The following is a 17,757-nucleotide window of genomic DNA, read 5'->3' as shown; positions in this document are numbered from 1 at the left end:
TCCTACCGAACTAAGAGAAAGCGACACAGGGTTAGCCAGAGGGTATTTGAAGTCGTAGGTTAGAGTTAATTGTCTGCTAATTTTATTTTCATATTGAACTATCGAGCCTTCCTTAGTGTAGACTTGTTAGCTCATAAAGAGTTTTACCTAAATTGTTGTTATATTTGCAGTAATGTTAGGTTGCGCTCATACTCATTTAGGAATGAAAATCATTGAGCAATCCTACCAACCATAGAGCAGGGGTGTCGACGTTGAATCGGAGCGATAACGAATGCTAAGCAAAGCAACGCTTAAAAAAATCAGCATCTTCTTTATTCCTGTTCCTTTGATCTTGGCGCAGGTGTGTTTTCTCGCCCAGCAGAATATTCAGAAAAACCTCGATAATATTCTAGAGAGAAACATACAAGTTGCCGATCAAATACTGTTTCATATAGAAACTGAAAATAAAACGGCATTAATAGACCCGACACGTTGTGAAGCGTTACAGCAAAACCTGATGTTTGAAAGAAACATTGATGAGATGCTGATTGTTCACGGTAGCCATATTGTCTGTTCTTCTAAGTTAGGAGTGGTATCAAAGCCTTTAGACAGTTATTTGCAGCAATACGGTTCGGATACAAGCGCTTTTGCTCGAATCCATGGCTACCCAGAGCAAGTGCTGACGCTCACAACAGAGAGTCCCGAAACCCCAGATTATCGTGCTATCACTATTGTGGATAGGGACTATTTTGGAGCGACAATTGGCTATAAAAATGATCTTCGTCTCAAGCGCTCGGCGTTATTTGTAGATGAGGGCGTTGCTCCCGTTGGGGCACTTAAGCAAGGTGACAACCCTATTGCCGTAGCGCATTCTAAAATCTTTGATTATGAAGCTTTACTTGAAGCAAGTGATGTTTACATTGAGCAAAAAGAGCTGTCTTACTTTATTTCTGCAATACCCCTTTTACTGATTTTCTACTTAACGATTTATATCGTGACAAAATTTGTCGATCCTCAGCGAAGTCTGCTTGTCGATCTGAAGAAAGCGATTAAAAGAAAAGAGCTTGCTCTGTATTACCAGCCACAAATTGATGCGAAAACAGGCGAGTTAAAGGGCTGTGAGGCGCTATTACGTTGGAAACATAAGAGCCGTGGCTTTGTCTCTCCCGACAAGTTTATCGTCGCTGCGGAGCAAAATGGGCTAGTGAATGAGATCACCGATTATGTCTTGGATAAGGCTTTGAATGACTTTTCCAATAGTCACTACGCAAAGCCTTTTCATCTAGGTGTTAATGTACCACCTGATTATCTCTCGGACGCACATGTTATCCACAAGATAGAACGCATCCACAAGAAACTAAAACAAAACAATGTTTTCTTGGGCATTGAGATTACAGAGCGTCAGCTTATCGATGAGAATACGCAGAAGTATATTTCAGCGCTGCGGGTGCATGGAATTGAAGTACTCATCGATGACTTTGGTACCGGGCAAACTTCTCTGGCAGCTTTGCAACACATGAAAGTGGATTACTTGAAAATAGACAAGTGCTTTGTCGATACGATAGGCATTGAGAGTGTTAATGCTCCGGTTTTAAACGCCATTGTCCGATTCGCCAATGAGCTGGAGATAAAACTCATTGCCGAAGGGGTTGAAACTGAAGCACAAGTGAAGCATTTAGTTAATCTAGGAGTAGATTTCCACCAAGGTTACTTTTACTCTAAGCCTGTACCATATAAGCAACTTTTACTTGATTTTCAATAGGTTTCTGTATGTTTGAGGCGTATTCCTAAGGTAGAAAGTAATACTCAGGAATACATACAACTTGTTGTTACAGACGTTCACTTTTACTCTGTGTCACGCTCGAAGCTAGAGCCTTTGTAGCAGTTAGTTTCTTTATCAAATTTAAACTCTAAGTAATTTTGAATGCTATCTATGCCATCTTCTTGGTAATGTGAAACATACAAAAGCTGGCTTAGCTTCTCTTTGGCTATCAACCCAAGCGTGTTTTTGACCAACATCCGCCCCAAGTAATCTAAGCCTTGATACGGCTCATCCAAAATAAGCAATGTTGGCTGTTTAACAATAGCGCGAGCAATAAGAAGCAAGCGCTGCTGACCATACTCCAGTTGTTTAAAAGGAGTCTTTTGATATTGGGCCATGTGCAGAATGGCCAGCCAGTCCTTCGCAATATTGATCTCATTTTTAGTGGGTTGTGAGTAAAGGCCGATTGAATCATAGAATCCCGATAAAATGACTTCTAACGCGCTGCAGTTAACCCTATATTGAAGATGCAGTGCGGAGGAAACCATACCGATATGTTGTTTTATTTCCCAGATGCTTTCTCCACTGCCGCGCTTCTTGCCAAATATATGGATATCATTACTGTAACACTGAGGATGATCGCCAAATATAAGCCCTAATAAGGTACTTTTTCCGCAGCCGTTTGGCCCTTTCACTCACCAATGTTGGTTTTTATCGATCCGCCAGTTTAAGTCAGTGAAAATGGTTTTATCGGTGTATTCCACTTTGCCATTTTTAAGTTCAAAAATTGGGTTTTCAAAATGGGTCGTATGTTGATGCTGACGAATTAATGCCATCATCTCTTCGCTTTGCTTTTCCGACTGGGAGTTAATCTGCGTGATGATAGGGTGCTGATCCCAACTTTGTTTGTCCATCGTGCTTTCAAGTTTACCACCATTGAACAGTACCACTTGATCGATCCAATCGGGCATGTCTGATTCTCGAGAGAAGGTAATCAGCATTTGTACTGAGAGAGAAAGTGTTTGAAGATACGTTGCCAATGAAGCACGGTGCTCTACATCTAACCCTGTAAACGGATTATCTAACAATACTAGATCAGGTTTTGCCGCGAGCGCACGAGCAAGCATTACACGCCTCGTTTCACCAGTCGAAAGCACTCTAAACCCACTCCCGGTTAAATGTGATAAGTCGAGCTCTTCAATTAGGCTTTGTGCGAAGGTTTCATCTTGGCAGACTTCAACGATCAAGTTATATACAGAACTGCCTTGGTCAATGTAATCGAGAAAATCGGTGTCGTCTTTTTCGATCTCCAGCTCTAACAAGCGTTGTTGTTCAGAAAGAGAGACTTGAGCAATCTGGCAACCTTCGACGTTCAGTTCACCGGATTCAGGCGTAATTTCTCCGCACAGCAAGTCTCCAAGAATAGAGCCAATATCGCCATCAGAGCTGAAAATGCCCCAAGATTGTCCTGCTTCAAGGTGCCAATTGTCGATAGAGAGGGTAGAGGTATTTTCCTTTGCAGTAAGCTGGTGAAATTGAATCGGCATAGTATTTGTCTTCCATGATTTATTATTATGCGGACTCTAGTTATATCAACTCTAGCTTAAGTATAGAAAGGACTTAAATGACGATTTTACCAACGACACTGAGAAGTGCGGGTTTGATCAGTAAAGTAGAGAAGAGCAACAGTTGCATTTCAGTGCTGAAATTAATTTCTTGATGGGCTTTTACTAGGATTTGGTGGAGTGCTGGGCTTGCATTCAGGGAGGGATTTAGAAATCCCGCAATTTTCCAAGCGTCAAAACGACGAAAGCTCGTTGATTTCTCAACGAGCTTTCTAAATGTGGCGGAGAGATAGGGATTTGAACCCTAGATACGCTATTAACGTATGCCGGTTTTCAAGACCGGTGCTTTCAACCACTCAGCCATCTCTCCGTTGCGGGGCACATAATATGTTGTGGCATAGAACTTGTAAAGCATTGATTTGTGGCAAATGAACTGTTTGCCTGTTTTGTAATCAGTGTTCACTGTGTTGTGTGCATGAAAGGTGAAAGAAAGCGAGCCAAAACTGCCAGATAGTAGAGTAATGACTTTAATGATAGCCTTTATAATAAAATAGTGTTTTATTGTTAAGGTGCTGAATTTAAAAAACAAATTGGCTTTGAGTATACATGTGTTCGCCCGAAAGTATTTGCAACAGAATGTGAACTAATTCAAAATTAACTGGTATAGCCAGTTGTGCTGAGTTTCTCTAAGGGTATTTATGAAGGTCACGAATCTATTTAAAGACAAAGTTGGTGCGATTTCTGCTCATCAATCAGAGTTTATGAATTGGATGTCTCCAACGCTGCGCGACTATTGGAGTGACTTTTTAGGTAGGGCACAAAACAGTTTTCTCTTCTCTAAAGTGCGCGATCACCAGCAACCAGCAGTAAATGAGGAAGTTATCCCTCAACCTGAGCCGATCGTACTTAAGCCAGAAGCCCAAGTACTATTTGATGAGCTTAATGAAAAAGTTGGCGAAGTGATCCATGTTGGTGATTGGGTTCATGTATCTCAAGAGCGCATTAACCAATTTGGTTCGGTAACAGAAGACATGCAATGGATTCATACTGATCCAGAGCGTGCCGCGACCGAGTCCCCATTTAAGACAACGATCGCTCACGGATTTCTAACGCTAGCGCTGCTGCCTAAGTTGACTGATTCCGTTGACCCAGAAAAGCCAATGTTTCCAACAGCGAAACTGGTTGTGAATCTTGGTTTGAATCAAGTTCGTTTTCCATATCCAGTCAAAGCAGGCAATAACGTACGCGCATCAAGCACATTAACGAAGATCACTCCAATTAAGAAAGGTCTTGAGATTGAGCGTGAGATAAAAGTAGAAATTGAAGGGATACGTCGCCCAGGTGCGGTTGTTGTATCCGTAATTCAACTGCATTTCTAAGCAAAGATTTGACCAAAAAAGAGAGCTGTAATTAGCTCTCTTTTTTGTTTTTACTGGCTGAAACTCTTAACTGGTGTGTAGCCATAATCGGCAATTGCTTTTTGTCCTGTTTCAGACTTTAAGAATGAAACGAACTCTTTTCCTGCCTTATCTAATCCATCAACTTTGTACAAGATCAAGAAAGGGCGTGCCAACTTGTACTTATGGCTAGCGATGTTCTTTGCAGATGGTGTGGTTCCTTCAAAACGAATGGCTTTTACAGACTGATCGACTGAGCCTACAGAGATAAAACCAATCGCATGCGGGTTGTGGTTCACGATGGTCTTTACCATGCTATTACTGTTGACCACTAAGTTGTTTGGGCTGATATCCGAGACAAGACGGTTGTTCACAACTTTAGTTAGGCCAAGTAAGCTCTCAAAGCTGTAGCGAGAACCTGAAGAAGCTTCGCGTGTCACAACAGCGATCGGCTGATCATTGCCGCCCACTTGTTGCCAGTTAGTAATTTTGCCCTTGTAGATATCAAAAAGTTGTTGCTCTGAAAGGTTATCTAAAGAGTTGGTACGGTTAACAACAACGGCTAGTCCATCATAGGCGATGGGCATGACATTTAAGTCTTCGCCTTTTTCTCTTTCGGTGAGGTATCGTGAGCTCATGCCTATTTCAATCACCCCTTTGTTCACCATGGTGATCCCTGCAGTGGAGCCAATGCCCTGTACAGCAATGTAGTTATCTGGGTGGACTTTATTGTATTCCTCAGCAATAACATCCATAACACGGGCAACAGAGGTTGAGCCAGAGATATTGATTTCCTTCGCGATTGCCAAAGGAGCAGACAGCGCTATGGCTAAAATACTTGCCACAGTTAAACGTAACATATTGAACTCCATAAATAGTATACAGCAGCGCATATGATATTTTGTTCAGGTTACACTTTTGTGAACGGGAAATACGATTGCCAAATAGTTCTGGTTTACACTGCTCTTACTTGGTAGGTTCAACCTATACTGATGTTAGGTTCTAGGAGTTTCTTTATGTCCGTTTCTCGATTGGCTATGAGTCGACTTAATAAAGCGATTCAAACATTTTGTTCTAAGCGAAATGCTAGCTTACCTGTTGAGTTAGGAAAAAGTTTGTATGAGCCGATTGATAATGGTGTTGAGTTATACCATGCGCATTACTTGCTAGATTCTCAACATAGTGAATACACCTCTTCCATTGCGAGGATACTCTTCCACGAAGGCACGCAAACATGGCTGTTTTTTGTTCCTAGTGAAGAGGAGAAAGAAGGTAGCGAGTGGGTGCCTTATTCGAGCTTGCCACGCTGTAAAGAGCTTGAGGACCTTATCGCGGAGTTAGAGACCGATCCTCAAGCATGTTTTTGGCAATAATTAGCGAGTGATTTGGTTTCGGAAATCTTTTGGTGTCACGTTGTAAACAGATTTGAATGCTGTACTAAAGTGCGCGGCGCTTTTGAAGCCAGAATCAAATGCAATTTGTGTGATTGATTTTTGCGATACTCTTAACTGAGTTGCTGCGTAGTTAATACGTTTTACCTTGAGTATATGTGAGAATGACATATCGTCAGCTGCGAGACGTCGCTTCAATGTCGCAATAGACATACCTAGTTCAGCGGATACGATCTCTAGCGTGATATCTTTCTCGATATTTTTCTCAATATAGTCGATGATTTTTTGTGAATCACTCAAATGGCTCGCGTTGTTAATAATGCTAAGAAGGTTAGGTTGGACTTCGACCATCATTGCGATTAGCGCTAATGCTAAATGACATTGAGCTAATTCATTTGTTTGTTTAGAAACTAAGTTCAGTAATAGGTCTTTTGTTATCGCTATGTCGCTGTACTGCTTCGAGTCAAAAGGGTAGAACTGCTTTGTAGAGGCAGTTGTGACTGCCTCATCAAGTTTGTGAAGGTTAGATAACAACTCGCTATTAAAAACTAAAGCGGTAGCTTGAAAGCCATTCTCTCCAGCTTGTGACTCGGCAGTAAGTAAGTCTTCGGAATTGTAAAGAGCAAAGTCACCAGCTTTCCATTCCATTTCTTGCCCATCGGGCTGGTGGACGAGTAGGGAGCCCTCTTCAACAATGAACAAGCCATTATGCGGAGTTGTGTATCGCTCACTTTTTCTAGCAGTAAAATGATTAAAACGTAGTATCTGTATATTCGGCATAGGCTCTTATGTCTTTTGCAAAAACAAAAAAAAGGCGCTCGTTTGAGCGCCTTTTTTAACGAACAGCTGTTATTCGCTTACGGTCTCTTTGGCATCAGTTGCCGGAGCATCAGCAAATACTTGTGTTGGTTTAGCGACCAAACTGCGATTCTCTTGATTTACATCAGTCAGAATAACTTCTAATGTATCACCCAGTTTATATACCACTTCTTTATCAATCGAAATAGTACCGTTGTCGCCGTTGCACTCAATTCTTTCTTTATTATCAAGAATCAAGCTACCAGGAATAAAGGCTGCTGCTCCATTTTCGAGAAGTCGGACACGTGCACCCGCGCGATTAATGTCAAAAATCTCACCTGTGAAACACGTTTTCTTGGTTGGCTCTTCTGATAGTGTGCGTGCGTACAGCCAATCAGAGACATTTCGCTCCGCAATTTTATGGTGCTTACGGTGTAATGCTAGCTCTTCACCCACTTCATCATCTGGTGTTTGGATTGGTGCTTTATTAAGGATCACCGCTTTTAGCATGCGATGGTTGATCATATCGCCATACTTACGAATTGGTGAAGTCCAAGTCGCGTAAATATCCAGTCCCATCGCGTAGTGAGGCAGTGGTTGGTTACCCACTTCGCTGTAAGTTTGGAACTTACGAATACGATTATCTAGGTACGAGCTTTCTTGCTCACCCAACCAGCGACGTAGCGCAGCAAAACCTTCTAATGTTGCAATAGATTCAGCAGTGAACTCAAGCGAGCCTTCAGGGTTAACCATTTTAACTACGTCTTCGATTTTCTCTGCTTTCAGGCCAGCGTGCGTGTTGAAGACACCCGTTTCAAACTTGTCACGTAGTGTACGACCAGCACAGATGTTTGCAGTGATCATAGACTCTTCAACTAGGCGGTTTGCACTGCGACGCATGTCAGCATGGATCGCGACAACGTCGTTATCTTCACTCAGTTCGAAGCGGTAGTCAGGACGATCTGGGAATACAACCGCGTTCTTTTCGCGCCAATCCGCACGAGCAAGTGAGAAGTCATACAGGTCACGAACGATAGTTGCGATCTCTTCTGCTGGTTGCCACTTGTCTGAACTGCCTTTTTCTAGCCAATCAGAGACGTGATCGTAAGCAAGACGAGCGTGAGATTTGATGTTCGCAGCAAAGAAGTTGATGTCATCACCAATTACGCCATCTTTGCTTACTGTGACTGTACAGCAGATTGCTGGGCGGATTTCACCTTCAATCAGAGAGCATAGGTTGTCCGCTAGATCGCGAGGCAGCATCGGGATGTTACGACCTGGAAGGTAGATAGTGTAGCCACGTTCACGCGCGACTTTATCCATATCATCTTCAGGTGTGATGTACGCCGTTGGGTCCGCGATTGCGATAGTCAGTTCGAAATCACCAGATTCAGTTTTCTTCGCGTACAGCGCATCGTCCATATCTTTGGTTGATTCGCCATCGATAGTCACGAAAGGAACGTGAGTCATGTCTACACGCTCTAGATCTGCGTCGTCTTTTAGTTCCCAGTTCTCGATGCCTGCCGGCTCAGAATTTGGTAGATCGTTTTGAGCAAGCGTTACCCACCAAGGGGCAATCTTGTCGTTTGAATCAGTAATCTTCTCAGAAATTTCTACGAAGAAAGAGTTATCGCCGTTAAGTGGGTGGCGAATAAGATGTGCGACAACCCAGTCACCTTCTGCAAACTCATCAGGTTTTAGACCTTTCTTTAGTTTTGCTTTAAGAGACAGTTTTTTAAGCTGTGGGTGATCTGGTGCTACGTTTAGCTTGCCTTTGAACATTTTTACTCGACCAATAAAGCGAGTCATCGATTGTTCTAGCAGTTCTTGTGGTTCTGCAACTTCACGTTCGTTTTCCGTGCGGATGATGGCAACAACTTTATCGCCGTGCATGCACTTTTTCATGTACGCTGGTGGGATGAAGAAGCTGGTTTTGCTATCCACTTCCAGGAAGCCAAAGCCTTTATCAGTTGCTTTGATTGAGCCTTCTTTTTTAGGCAGATTTTCTTGGATTTGCTGCTTAAGCTGAGCTAATAGTGGGTTATCTTGAAACATCTTTTTTTTAACTTACCAATGGAGTTGGGCACACTATAATCATTGCGCGCTATTATTACTACTGAAAGCGCGTAAATTCGCCCCTGTTTATTGACTGTTTTGTTGAACAATCATCATCGACAGCCCTTAAAAATAGGGGATAGGTGGAAATTTACGCGAATAATACCATTAGTGAGAATAAATTGTGATGTAATTCAATTTTTTCTGGCTTTTTTTATGCATTTAAGGAATAATCCGCCTCCCTTAGTCGTCCCTAATGGCTTATCGCGGTTGTGTACTGTACTAATTCCCTTTCTGAATGGATTTAGTAACTGGATGAATCAGTATCGAATTGGAAGAGCATATGGGACTGTTTTTTTGTTTAATTAAGTAGGATCCCAATGCAAGATTCTGTTATTCAATTCAGCGATTTATCTCTGAATGATTCTATCCTTTCTGCTCTAGACGGAATGGGTTTCGTGTCACCAACTCCAATTCAGGCTGCGGCAATTCCACACCTATTGGAAGGTGCTGACGCGCTGGGTAAAGCACAGACGGGTACAGGTAAAACGGCAGCATTCTCTCTGCCTCTTCTAAACAAGCTAGATCTTGATCAACGTAAACCACAAGCAATTGTTCTTGCTCCAACTCGTGAGCTAGCGATTCAGGTTGCGGCTGAGATGAAGAACCTTGGTAAGAACATCAAGGGTCTTAAAGTTCTAGAAATCTACGGTGGTGCATCTATCGTAGATCAAATGCGTGCTCTTAAAAATGGTGCACACGTTGTTGTTGGTACTCCTGGCCGTGTTCAAGACCTTATCAACCGTGAACGTCTACATCTTGACGAAGTTAGTACTTTCGTACTTGATGAAGCGGACGAAATGCTAAACATGGGTTTCGTGGACGACGTAACTGCTATCATGGAGCACGCTCCTGAATCAGCTCAACGCGTTCTGTTCTCTGCAACTATGCCACCAATGCTGAAAAACATTGTTGAGCGCTTCCTACGTGATCCTGTAACTGTTGACGTTGCTGGTAAAAACCACACTGTAGACAAAGTTCAACAACAGTTCTGGGTAGTGAAAGGTGTAGAGAAAGATGAAGCTATGTCTCGTCTTCTTGAAACTGAAGAAACTGACGCGTCAATCGTATTCGTACGTACTCGTCAAGACACTGAGCGTCTAGCTGATTGGCTATCTGCACGTGGCTTTAAAGCTGCTGCACTGCACGGTGACATTCCTCAGTCTCTACGTGAGCGTACTGTTGATCACATCAAACAAGGTGTTATCGACATCCTAGTTGCAACTGACGTTGTTGCTCGTGGTCTTGACGTTCCACGTATTACTCACGTATTTAACTACGACATCCCATTCGATGTTGAGTCTTACATCCACCGTATCGGCCGTACTGGTCGTGCTGGACGTAAAGGTAAAGCGATCCTTCTAGTTCGTACTAACCAAATCCGTATGCTTCGCACTATCGAGCGTGTAACTAAGTCATCTATGGAAGAAATTCAACTTCCTCTACGTGACCAAGTTGCAGAAGCTCGCCTAAGCAAGCTAGCGGCTGAACTGGAAGCTGAAAAAGAGCACAAAGCACTAGACAAGTTCGCTGAGCTTGTTGAGAAGCTACAAACGTCTCTAGAAATTGAACCTGCGATGCTTGCAGCAATGCTTCTTAAGCGTCAGCAAGGCAAACGTCCTCTATTCTACATTGGCGAAGACCCAATGGTAGAAGCGATTGAACGTGACAAGCAACGTCGTAAAGAGCGCCGTGAAGGTGGTCGTGACGGCGGTCGTAACTTCAACAACCAAGACTGGGATACTTACCAGCTTCAAGTTGGTCGCGAGCAAGGCGTTCAAGTTAAAGACATCGTTGGCGCTCTAGCAAACGAACTAGGTCTAGGCAAAGGTTCTATCGGTGCGATCAAGCTAGCGCAAGGTCACACATTCGTACAGCTACCTAAAGCAATGACTTCAGACGCAGCGAACAAGCTAAGCAAGCTACGTATTCGTCAACAAGATGTTGGTGCTGTAGTATGTGACTTCGATGACTTCCGTGAGTCTCGTGGTGGTCGCCGTGACGGTGGTCGTCGCGATGGCGGTCGTCGTGATGGCGGTGGTTACCGTGGTAACCGCGATGGCAACCGTGAAGGTGGTCGTCGTGAAGGCGGTCGTCGCGAAGGTGGCTTCCGTGGTAACCGTGACGGCAACCGCGATGGCAATCGTGATGGTAACCGTGAAGGTGGCGAACGTCGTTTCGATCGTAACCGTGGTGGTGATCACCGTGGTGCACACCGTGGTGAACGTGGTCACGGCCGTGGTCGTCGTACACAAGACGCATAATTCCTGCACACTATTGCATTAAAAAATAGTTGAATTTGAAAAGCCGAGCGTAATGCTCGGCTTTTTTATCCCCTTCTCTTATCTTCTTCGATTCAAAAAAAATTAGTAATATTTTTGCTTTATTCTTCATTTTTTAACGTTTCCCAACGCTTCATTCCACTTTAGTTTAAGTTGTCGATATATTTCATGGCTCAAATAAATTTTAAAATTGCGTTAGATCAACAAAAATTACGCAAACGAACAACTAACTCTAAAAGATAGTTGAAAGATTAAAAAATTATTGAATAATAGGTGCTACAAACAAGAAGTACACAGCGCTTCGCGCAATCACAACCTTTGCTCCACAACAGGAAACTATTTCATGTCTAATTCGTTTGTACTGGTGATCAACTCTGGTAGCTCATCACTAAAATTTGCAGTAATCGACTCTCAATCTGGCGATGCTGTATTAAGTGGTTTGGGTGAGTGCTTTGGTCTTTCAGACGCTCGTATGAGCTGGAAATTCAACGGTGAGAAATTTGAGTACGCCATTCAAGGCGATGGGAATCACCATCAACTTGCAGTAGCAAAATTAGTTGAGTTAGTAAAAGAGTACAAATTAATTGAAGATGTTGTCGCTGTTGGCCACCGAGTGGTTCACGGCGGTGAGAAGTTTACTAAAACAGTCCGTTTAGATGAGTCTGTTATTGCAGACGTAGAAGCGCTAAGTGATTTGGCTCCTCTACATAACCTTGCTCATGCGATTGGTATGCGTGCTTCAATGGCTGCATTCCCTGAGCTACCTCAGTTTGCTGTATTTGATACTGCTTTCCACCAAACAATGCCAGCAAAAGCTTACACTGGTGCAATCGCTAAAGAACTTTACACTGACTTCGGTATTCGTCGTTACGGTTTCCACGGTACTAGTCACTACTTTGTAAGCCGTGAAGCAGCGAAGATGATCAACAAGCCAGTTGAAGAGTCGAGCTTCATCTCTGTTCACTTAGGTAACGGTGCTTCTGTTTGTGCAATTAACAACGGCGAATCTGTTGATACGTCTATGGGCTTCACGCCACTGTCTGGTCTAATGATGGGTACACGTTGTGGTGACCTTGACCCAGGCATCATTGAGTACCTTCTGAAGAAAGGTTGGTCTCAAGAGAAAGTGTTCAACTCATTGAACAAAGCTTCTGGCTTCTTAGGTGTGTCTGGCCTAACAAGCGATGCTCGCGGTATTTTGGAAGCGATGGAAGAGGGGCACGAAGGTGCAACTCTAGCATTCCAAGTATTCACATACCGTGTGTCTAAATACATCGCGTCTTACCTTGCTGCTTTAGATTCATTCGACGGCATCATCTTCACAGGCGGTATCGGCGAAAACTCAATGCCAATCCGTAGTGAAATCCTGAAGAACCTAAAACTGTTAGGTTTTGTTGAAGATGTGAAAGGTAACGAAGATGCTCGATTTGGTAACGCAGGTGTTGTTGCTACATCTGAGTTGCTAGGTGCGAAAGCACTGGTTATTCCTACCAACGAAGAGTGGGTAATCGCTCAACAGTCGGTAGAACTGCTGTAAAACGGCAAAATTTTGGGAACTAAGTTAAAGCCCTTTCCGGTTGGAAAGGGCTTTTTTTGTGGTTGGATTCTTCAAGTTATTACCGAATATTGATGTTGTTATCACGCCTGTCATACATGTCTGGCGTGGTATGAAGCCCGCCAGCGTACCCAGCCGCTTCCAATGTTTCTCTCACTTCACGAACCTCTTCAGCGGTAACCTCTTGTTGTTGGTCTCCGAGGTGTTTACGCACAAAGGTAATTAACTCTGCTAAACGCGCGTCGGAGAGGATGTCCTCAAAACTCGCCATCGGCATGAAATTACGCTCTGGATCAATGTAGGTAGGTTGCAAACCTCGCACTGTTACCGCAATGGTGTTGAACGGGTCGCTGTGCATGATGATGCCGTTATTTAGCAATGTTGGCGCTATTGGGTCTCGCCCTTTACCATCGTTGCCGTGACAAGCGCCACAAGTCTGCTTGTAGACAGTGTAGATTGGATCTTGATAGGCGTCGTCATCGAACCCTTTAGGTTCTAGTGGTACTGCGTCGGCGGCAATAAAGTTGTTCACATCGCCACTGAGCAAGTAGTAGGACATGGATTCAATGTCTTCACGCGTCATTAAACTCAAGCTATTCTTCACGACATCCGCCATCCCGGCAAACGCGGTGCCTTTGTCTGAATGACCAGTGTGTAAGAAGTCGGTCAACGTCTTTTCATCCCAACCACCAACGTACAACTCTGTTGAGGTAATATCAGGTGCATTCCAGCCGTCTATCAAGTTACCTTGGAAGATACGCTCAGGAATTAGGGCCTGAGCAATGTTGCGCGGTGTGTGGCACTCTGAGCAGTGTCCTAAGCCTGCTACCCAATATTTGCCTTTCTGCCACTTCTCAACATCTTCCACGTGTCCTTCAAGTTCTTGAGGCAAGCTGTAGTCGATTGGGTCGGTATCCATAAAGACGATATTCCAGCCAAGCAAACCAAGACGGATGTTAGATGGGAACATCATATGGTTTTCATCGTTACGACGAGCTACCGCAGGGATAGATTGCATGAATTCCCACAAATCCGTCATGTCTTGTTCAGTGAGGTATTGATAAGACGTGTAGGGCATTGCAGGGTAAAGGTAACCATGTTTGCCTTTACCCTTCACAAGCGCATCTCGGAAGTCATCATAATCATACTCACCGATACCTGCGCTGGCATGGGGCGTGATATTAGTGGAGTAGATGGTGCCAAATGGGGTAACGAACGGTAGACCGCCCGCAAAAGGTTCGCCACCTTCAGCACTATGACAAGCCACACAGTCCCCAGCATGGGCAAGGTACTCACCGCGTTTTACTGAATCAGCATTAAGCGCTGCGAGTTTCTGCTCTTGCTCTTCACCCGCTTTACGGATGTAGGCACCAAGTGCGAGGATTTCGTGCTCAGAAAGTTGGTTTTCAAACGCAGGCATTAAGTTGTTTAAGCCGTAATTGATGGTGTGTTGAATCTCCTCGATGCTCCCGCCATGTAGCCAGACACTGTCTGATAGATCAGGCACGCCCGTTTGTTGATTTGCTATCGAGCCGTCACCATGACATGACGAGCAATATTCGACGAACAAACTCTTACCTAATTCAACTTTCACTTCTGGTACGTCACTGTGGCGTTGATTGAGGGATGCGAGGTAATAGGCGACTTTGTTGACTTCGTCCTTCCTCATTACCTCCCCCCATCCCGGCATGGCGCCGTTACGACCTTTGGCGATAGAGTGAATCAGAGCTTTGTCATCGCCGCCATACATCCATTCTTTATCGATCAGGTTAGGGAAGTGCTTTTGGCCCTGAGCGTTGTCTCGGTGACAAGCGGCGCAATGGGTTTGAAACAGGATTCGACCAGAGCGGACGATATCGTCGTTTTGTGCCAATGCGTCGAGCGACATGTCCGTAACTTGGCTAAATTGTTCATCAAGCGTCGTTGACGGTGCGCTGAGTTTATCGTCACTTTGATCGTAATTCGCCAAACCTTTCCATTCGCCCAAGCCCGGATATAACACTAGGTATCCTGCTGACAACAGAAAGGCGACCGCGTAACTGGCAAACAGTAACTTGGGTGGCGGTGCGTCTTTTTCATCAATGCCATCAAAGGAGGCGATGGTATGGTCTTGGTCTGCTTTATGGTTGCTACGCCAATATTTGACGATGACAGACACCATCAATATGAAGAAGACAATCGTGGCGGCAATTGCCCACCAGTTCCAGAATGTGCTCATTGTGCCACCTCCTGTGCTGTGTCTTGACCAAGGCTTTGAAGATAACGAATCAGAGCTTCCCCTTTGGTTTTACCGCGTATTTGTAATCGCGCGTCTGAGATCTCTTGGTCGGTGTAGGGCACGCCCAACGTACGGAGCGTTTCCATCTTGTTACCAATGGCATTACCAGACAAAGTCTGCTCAAACAACCAAGGATAAGCGGGCATGATGGATGTAGGAACCACTTGGCGTGGGTCGATAAGATGCAACACATGCCATTGGTCCGAATACTTACGTCCAAGATTGGTTAGATCTGGGCCAGTGCGTTTGGAACCCCACAAGTTAGGAAACTCGTAAATATCATCGGACTCTTGGTTAGCGCGTCCGTTACGTTTGATTTCGGGTTCTAGCGGGCGAACCATCTGCGTGTGGCACACATGGCAACCTTCGCTGATGTAGATATCGCGACCAGCAAGCTCCAACGCGGTTAATGGCTTCGCTAAACTGTCTTTGGCGATGTCGTCAGTACGCAGGATATTAGGCACTACCCACACTGCAAGAGAGAAGGAAGCCACAACAACGGTGGTGATGATCAAGATGATCACTGAATGCGTAAAGTCTTTGCTCATCTTATGCCTCCTTCGCTACTAGTACGGACGGAGAACGTACGGTCTTGTACAAGTTGAATGCCATCAGGAACAAGCCGAGCACAAAGAGCGCACCACCAAAGAAGCGCAAGAACAACCATGGTGCTTTAAAGTTCATGGCTTCGATAAAGCTGTATACTAGCTCACCATTCTCGTTTTGAGTGAGCCACATGTAGCCCTCACCAATACCGGCAACCCAGAGTGCGATGGCATAGATGGCAACACCTGCATGGGCAAGCCAGAAGTGCCATTTGATCAGTCGCTTCGACCACAGTTCCGTTTTATTCCACAGACGTGGGATGAAGTAGTAGAACACCGCAATGCCAGACATGCCCACCCAACCTAATGCGCCAGAGTGAACGTGTCCGATCACCCATTCTGTGTTGTGCGCCAGCATATTGAACCAGCGAATGGCAAGCAGAGGCCCTTCGAAAGTGGCTAAGCAGTAGTAAAGGATTGCTGAGAAGAAGAACAAGCAGATATAGTCAGATTTGAGTTTCTCTTTGTTTTGCAGCAGCGTCATCGCACTGTTGAAAGCGCCAGCCCAAGACGGAAGCCAAAGAATGAGTGACATGATGATGCCGATGTTTTGCACCCAAACCGGTACCGAAGAGTAAACCAAGTGGTGCGTACCCGCCCAAGTGTAAAACCCAACCAAGCCCCAAAAATGGATTACAGACAAACGATAAGAGTAGATAGGGCGATCAGCGGCTTTAGGAATGAAATAATAGTTCATCCCAATCACACCCGCAGTTAGCAAAAATCCTACCGCGTTATGACCCCACCACCATTGGACAATGGCATCTTGTGCACCAGCAAAGACGGAATAGGATTTCATCAAAGAGACAGGCATGGCAAGATTGTTCACGACGAAGATCATCGCAATCACGATAATAAAGGCGGCAAAGAACCAGTTTGCTACAAAGATATGGTCTACTTTGCGCTTGGCAAGCGTGCCAAAGAACAGCACGGCATAAAGCACCCATACCAAGACGATTAAGACGTCGATTGGCCATTCCAACTCCGCATACTCCTTTGATGTCGTATAGCCTGCGGGCAGGGTAATAAGCGCCAAGAGCAGAACGAGTTGCCATCCCCAGAACACCATCCAAGACAGGCTCTGGTTGAACAAATTACAACGGCCAGTACGCTGGGCAATGTAGAGCGAAGTACCCATTAAAATGTTTACGACAAAGCCGTATATCACTCCAGATGTGTGTAGAGGTCTCAGACGACCGAATTGGAAATATTGCGAATCAAAGTTCAGAATGGGCCAGTACAACTGCGCCGCTAGAATGACACCGATGATCATCCCCGCAATCGCCCAAACCAACGATGCCAACACAAAATACTTCACAACTTGAGTGTTGTATTGAGTAGTTGTTTGTTCCATAAGAACGCTCCTCGTTTAAGGCTGGGGCTCGTTATCTGACGGTGAATGCTCGGTCCCTAACTGCGAATAATAGTGCGCGATGTCTTCTATATCTTGGTCAGACAGGGCGTCGGCTTGCTGTTGCATGAGTACCGCCAACCCACTAGTCCGCTCCCTCGCTTTGTAATCTTTCAAAGAAGAGATCAGATAGCTTTTTTTCTGACCGCGTAGGTTTGGGTAGGCGTCGATGGTGGAGATGCCGTCAGCACCGTGACATGTCATACATACTTTCGCTTTCTCTTTACCAACTTCAAATTGCTCGTCGACTTTGGCGTCAGATGCGAAAGTGAAAGGAGAGAAGCACATCGTGGCGAGGAGAGCCGCCTTTATACCTGTGCTCATGAAATGCGTGTTCTTTAATCTCATCACTGTTTCCCTAGTAAATTGAATACGTGTTTCACTAACTTGGGCGTTTAATGCCAGCACTTCGCTCATATTGGTAAGGTGGATAGTCTGGCACGTTTTTGTTGTTGTACGATAAAGAGTAAGCGCGTACTGGCTATATCGCTATCTACGAGCCAGATTAGTTGTAGATTTAATTACTAATACGCACCAGTTAAGTGGAATGGACAAAATCATTACCAATACAACTAAAGTGAAAATAGGTGGTTGGCTTTTGATGTTTGAAAATTAGAGA

Annotated in this window: 12 protein-coding genes, 1 tRNA gene and 1 pseudogene; 5 read left to right on the top strand and 9 right to left on the bottom strand. The window is 44.6% G+C overall.

Annotated elements, in window-relative coordinates; all coding sequences use genetic code 11:
- The first annotated feature begins 271 nt into the window (after positions 1-271).
- Positions 272-1,741, top strand: a complete 1,470-nt coding sequence (locus ACTS60_RS06965; protein WP_440887650.1) for an EAL domain-containing protein — start codon at positions 272-274, stop codon at positions 1,739-1,741.
- 83 nt (positions 1,742-1,824) lie between these two features.
- On the opposite strand, the pseudogene ACTS60_RS06960 reads toward ACTS60_RS06965, so the two are convergent.
- Both ACTS60_RS06960 and ACTS60_RS06955 read right to left on the bottom strand, forming a co-directional pair.
- Positions 1,825-3,288 (bottom strand): annotated as a pseudogene (locus tag ACTS60_RS06960) (ATP-binding cassette domain-containing protein).
- A 297-nt stretch (positions 3,289-3,585) separates the two neighbouring features.
- Positions 3,586-3,676, bottom strand: a tRNA-Ser gene (locus ACTS60_RS06955).
- A 328-nt stretch (positions 3,677-4,004) separates the two neighbouring features.
- Between ACTS60_RS06955 and ACTS60_RS06950 the strand changes: the two genes are divergently transcribed.
- Positions 4,005-4,685, top strand: a complete 681-nt coding sequence (locus tag ACTS60_RS06950; protein ID WP_440887649.1) for a MaoC family dehydratase — start codon at positions 4,005-4,007, stop codon at positions 4,683-4,685.
- Positions 4,686-4,735: 50 nt separating this feature from the next.
- On the opposite strand, the gene ACTS60_RS06945 is transcribed toward ACTS60_RS06950, so the two are convergent.
- The gene (locus ACTS60_RS06945; RefSeq protein ID WP_440887648.1) at positions 4,736-5,563 is read right to left on the bottom strand and encodes a phosphate ABC transporter substrate-binding protein; all 828 of its coding nucleotides are present in this window, start codon (positions 5,561-5,563) and stop codon (positions 4,736-4,738) included.
- Positions 5,564-5,719: 156 nt separating this feature from the next.
- Here ACTS60_RS06945 and ACTS60_RS06940 point away from each other — a divergent pair, with 156 nt between their 5' ends.
- The gene (locus ACTS60_RS06940) at positions 5,720-6,076 is read left to right on the top strand and encodes a DUF3024 domain-containing protein (protein ID WP_440887647.1); all 357 of its coding nucleotides are present in this window, start codon (positions 5,720-5,722) and stop codon (positions 6,074-6,076) included.
- Here ACTS60_RS06940 and ACTS60_RS06935 read toward each other — a convergent pair whose 3' ends face one another.
- Together ACTS60_RS06935 and rnb are read right to left on the bottom strand one after the other, a co-directional pair.
- The gene (locus ACTS60_RS06935) at positions 6,077-6,874 is read right to left on the bottom strand and encodes a helix-turn-helix transcriptional regulator (protein WP_440887646.1); all 798 of its coding nucleotides are present in this window, start codon (positions 6,872-6,874) and stop codon (positions 6,077-6,079) included.
- A 69-nt stretch (positions 6,875-6,943) separates the two neighbouring features.
- The gene (rnb, locus tag ACTS60_RS06930) at positions 6,944-8,947 is read right to left on the bottom strand and encodes an exoribonuclease II (RefSeq protein WP_440887645.1); all 2,004 of its coding nucleotides are present in this window, start codon (positions 8,945-8,947) and stop codon (positions 6,944-6,946) included.
- A 380-nt stretch (positions 8,948-9,327) separates the two neighbouring features.
- On the opposite strand from rnb, the gene ACTS60_RS06925 reads away from it, so the two are divergent.
- A complete protein-coding gene (locus ACTS60_RS06925; protein ID WP_440887644.1) occupies positions 9,328-11,271 on the top strand; it encodes a DEAD/DEAH box helicase in 1,944 nt (647 codons plus the stop codon).
- Positions 11,272-11,632: 361 nt separating this feature from the next.
- Positions 11,633-12,826 carry an acetate/propionate family kinase gene (locus ACTS60_RS06920; RefSeq protein WP_440887643.1) on the top strand — a complete coding sequence of 398 codons (1,194 nt, stop codon included), beginning with the start codon at positions 11,633-11,635 and terminating at the stop codon, positions 12,824-12,826.
- A 79-nt stretch (positions 12,827-12,905) separates the two neighbouring features.
- Here ACTS60_RS06920 and ACTS60_RS06915 read toward each other — a convergent pair whose 3' ends face one another.
- From ACTS60_RS06915 to ACTS60_RS06900, 4 genes are read right to left on the bottom strand one after another with little or no spacing between them, the layout of a single operon-like run.
- The gene (locus tag ACTS60_RS06915; protein WP_440887642.1) at positions 12,906-15,062 is read right to left on the bottom strand and encodes a c-type cytochrome; all 2,157 of its coding nucleotides are present in this window, start codon (positions 15,060-15,062) and stop codon (positions 12,906-12,908) included.
- Positions 15,059-15,670, bottom strand: coding sequence for a cbb3-type cytochrome c oxidase subunit II (locus ACTS60_RS06910; protein WP_440887641.1), 612 nt, complete (start codon positions 15,668-15,670; stop codon positions 15,059-15,061). The genes ACTS60_RS06915 and ACTS60_RS06910 overlap by 4 nt, the downstream gene beginning before the upstream one ends.
- A 1-nt stretch (position 15,671) precedes the next feature.
- Positions 15,672-17,081, bottom strand: a complete 1,410-nt coding sequence (ccoN, locus tag ACTS60_RS06905) for a cytochrome-c oxidase, cbb3-type subunit I (RefSeq protein WP_440887640.1) — start codon at positions 17,079-17,081, stop codon at positions 15,672-15,674.
- A 15-nt stretch (positions 17,082-17,096) separates the two neighbouring features.
- On the bottom strand, positions 17,097-17,486 hold the full coding sequence (locus ACTS60_RS06900) for a c-type cytochrome (RefSeq protein WP_050569199.1): 390 nt from the start codon (positions 17,484-17,486) through the stop codon (positions 17,097-17,099).
- Positions 17,487-17,757: the final 271 nt, after the last annotated feature.

Origin of the sequence: Vibrio sp. WZ-1 (assembly GCF_052037695.1) — a bacterium.
In the GTDB taxonomy this organism is placed as follows: domain Bacteria; phylum Pseudomonadota; class Gammaproteobacteria; order Enterobacterales; family Vibrionaceae; genus Vibrio.
Note: the sequence above shows the minus strand (reverse complement) of the source record. Positions and strands in the feature narration are given on the sequence as shown.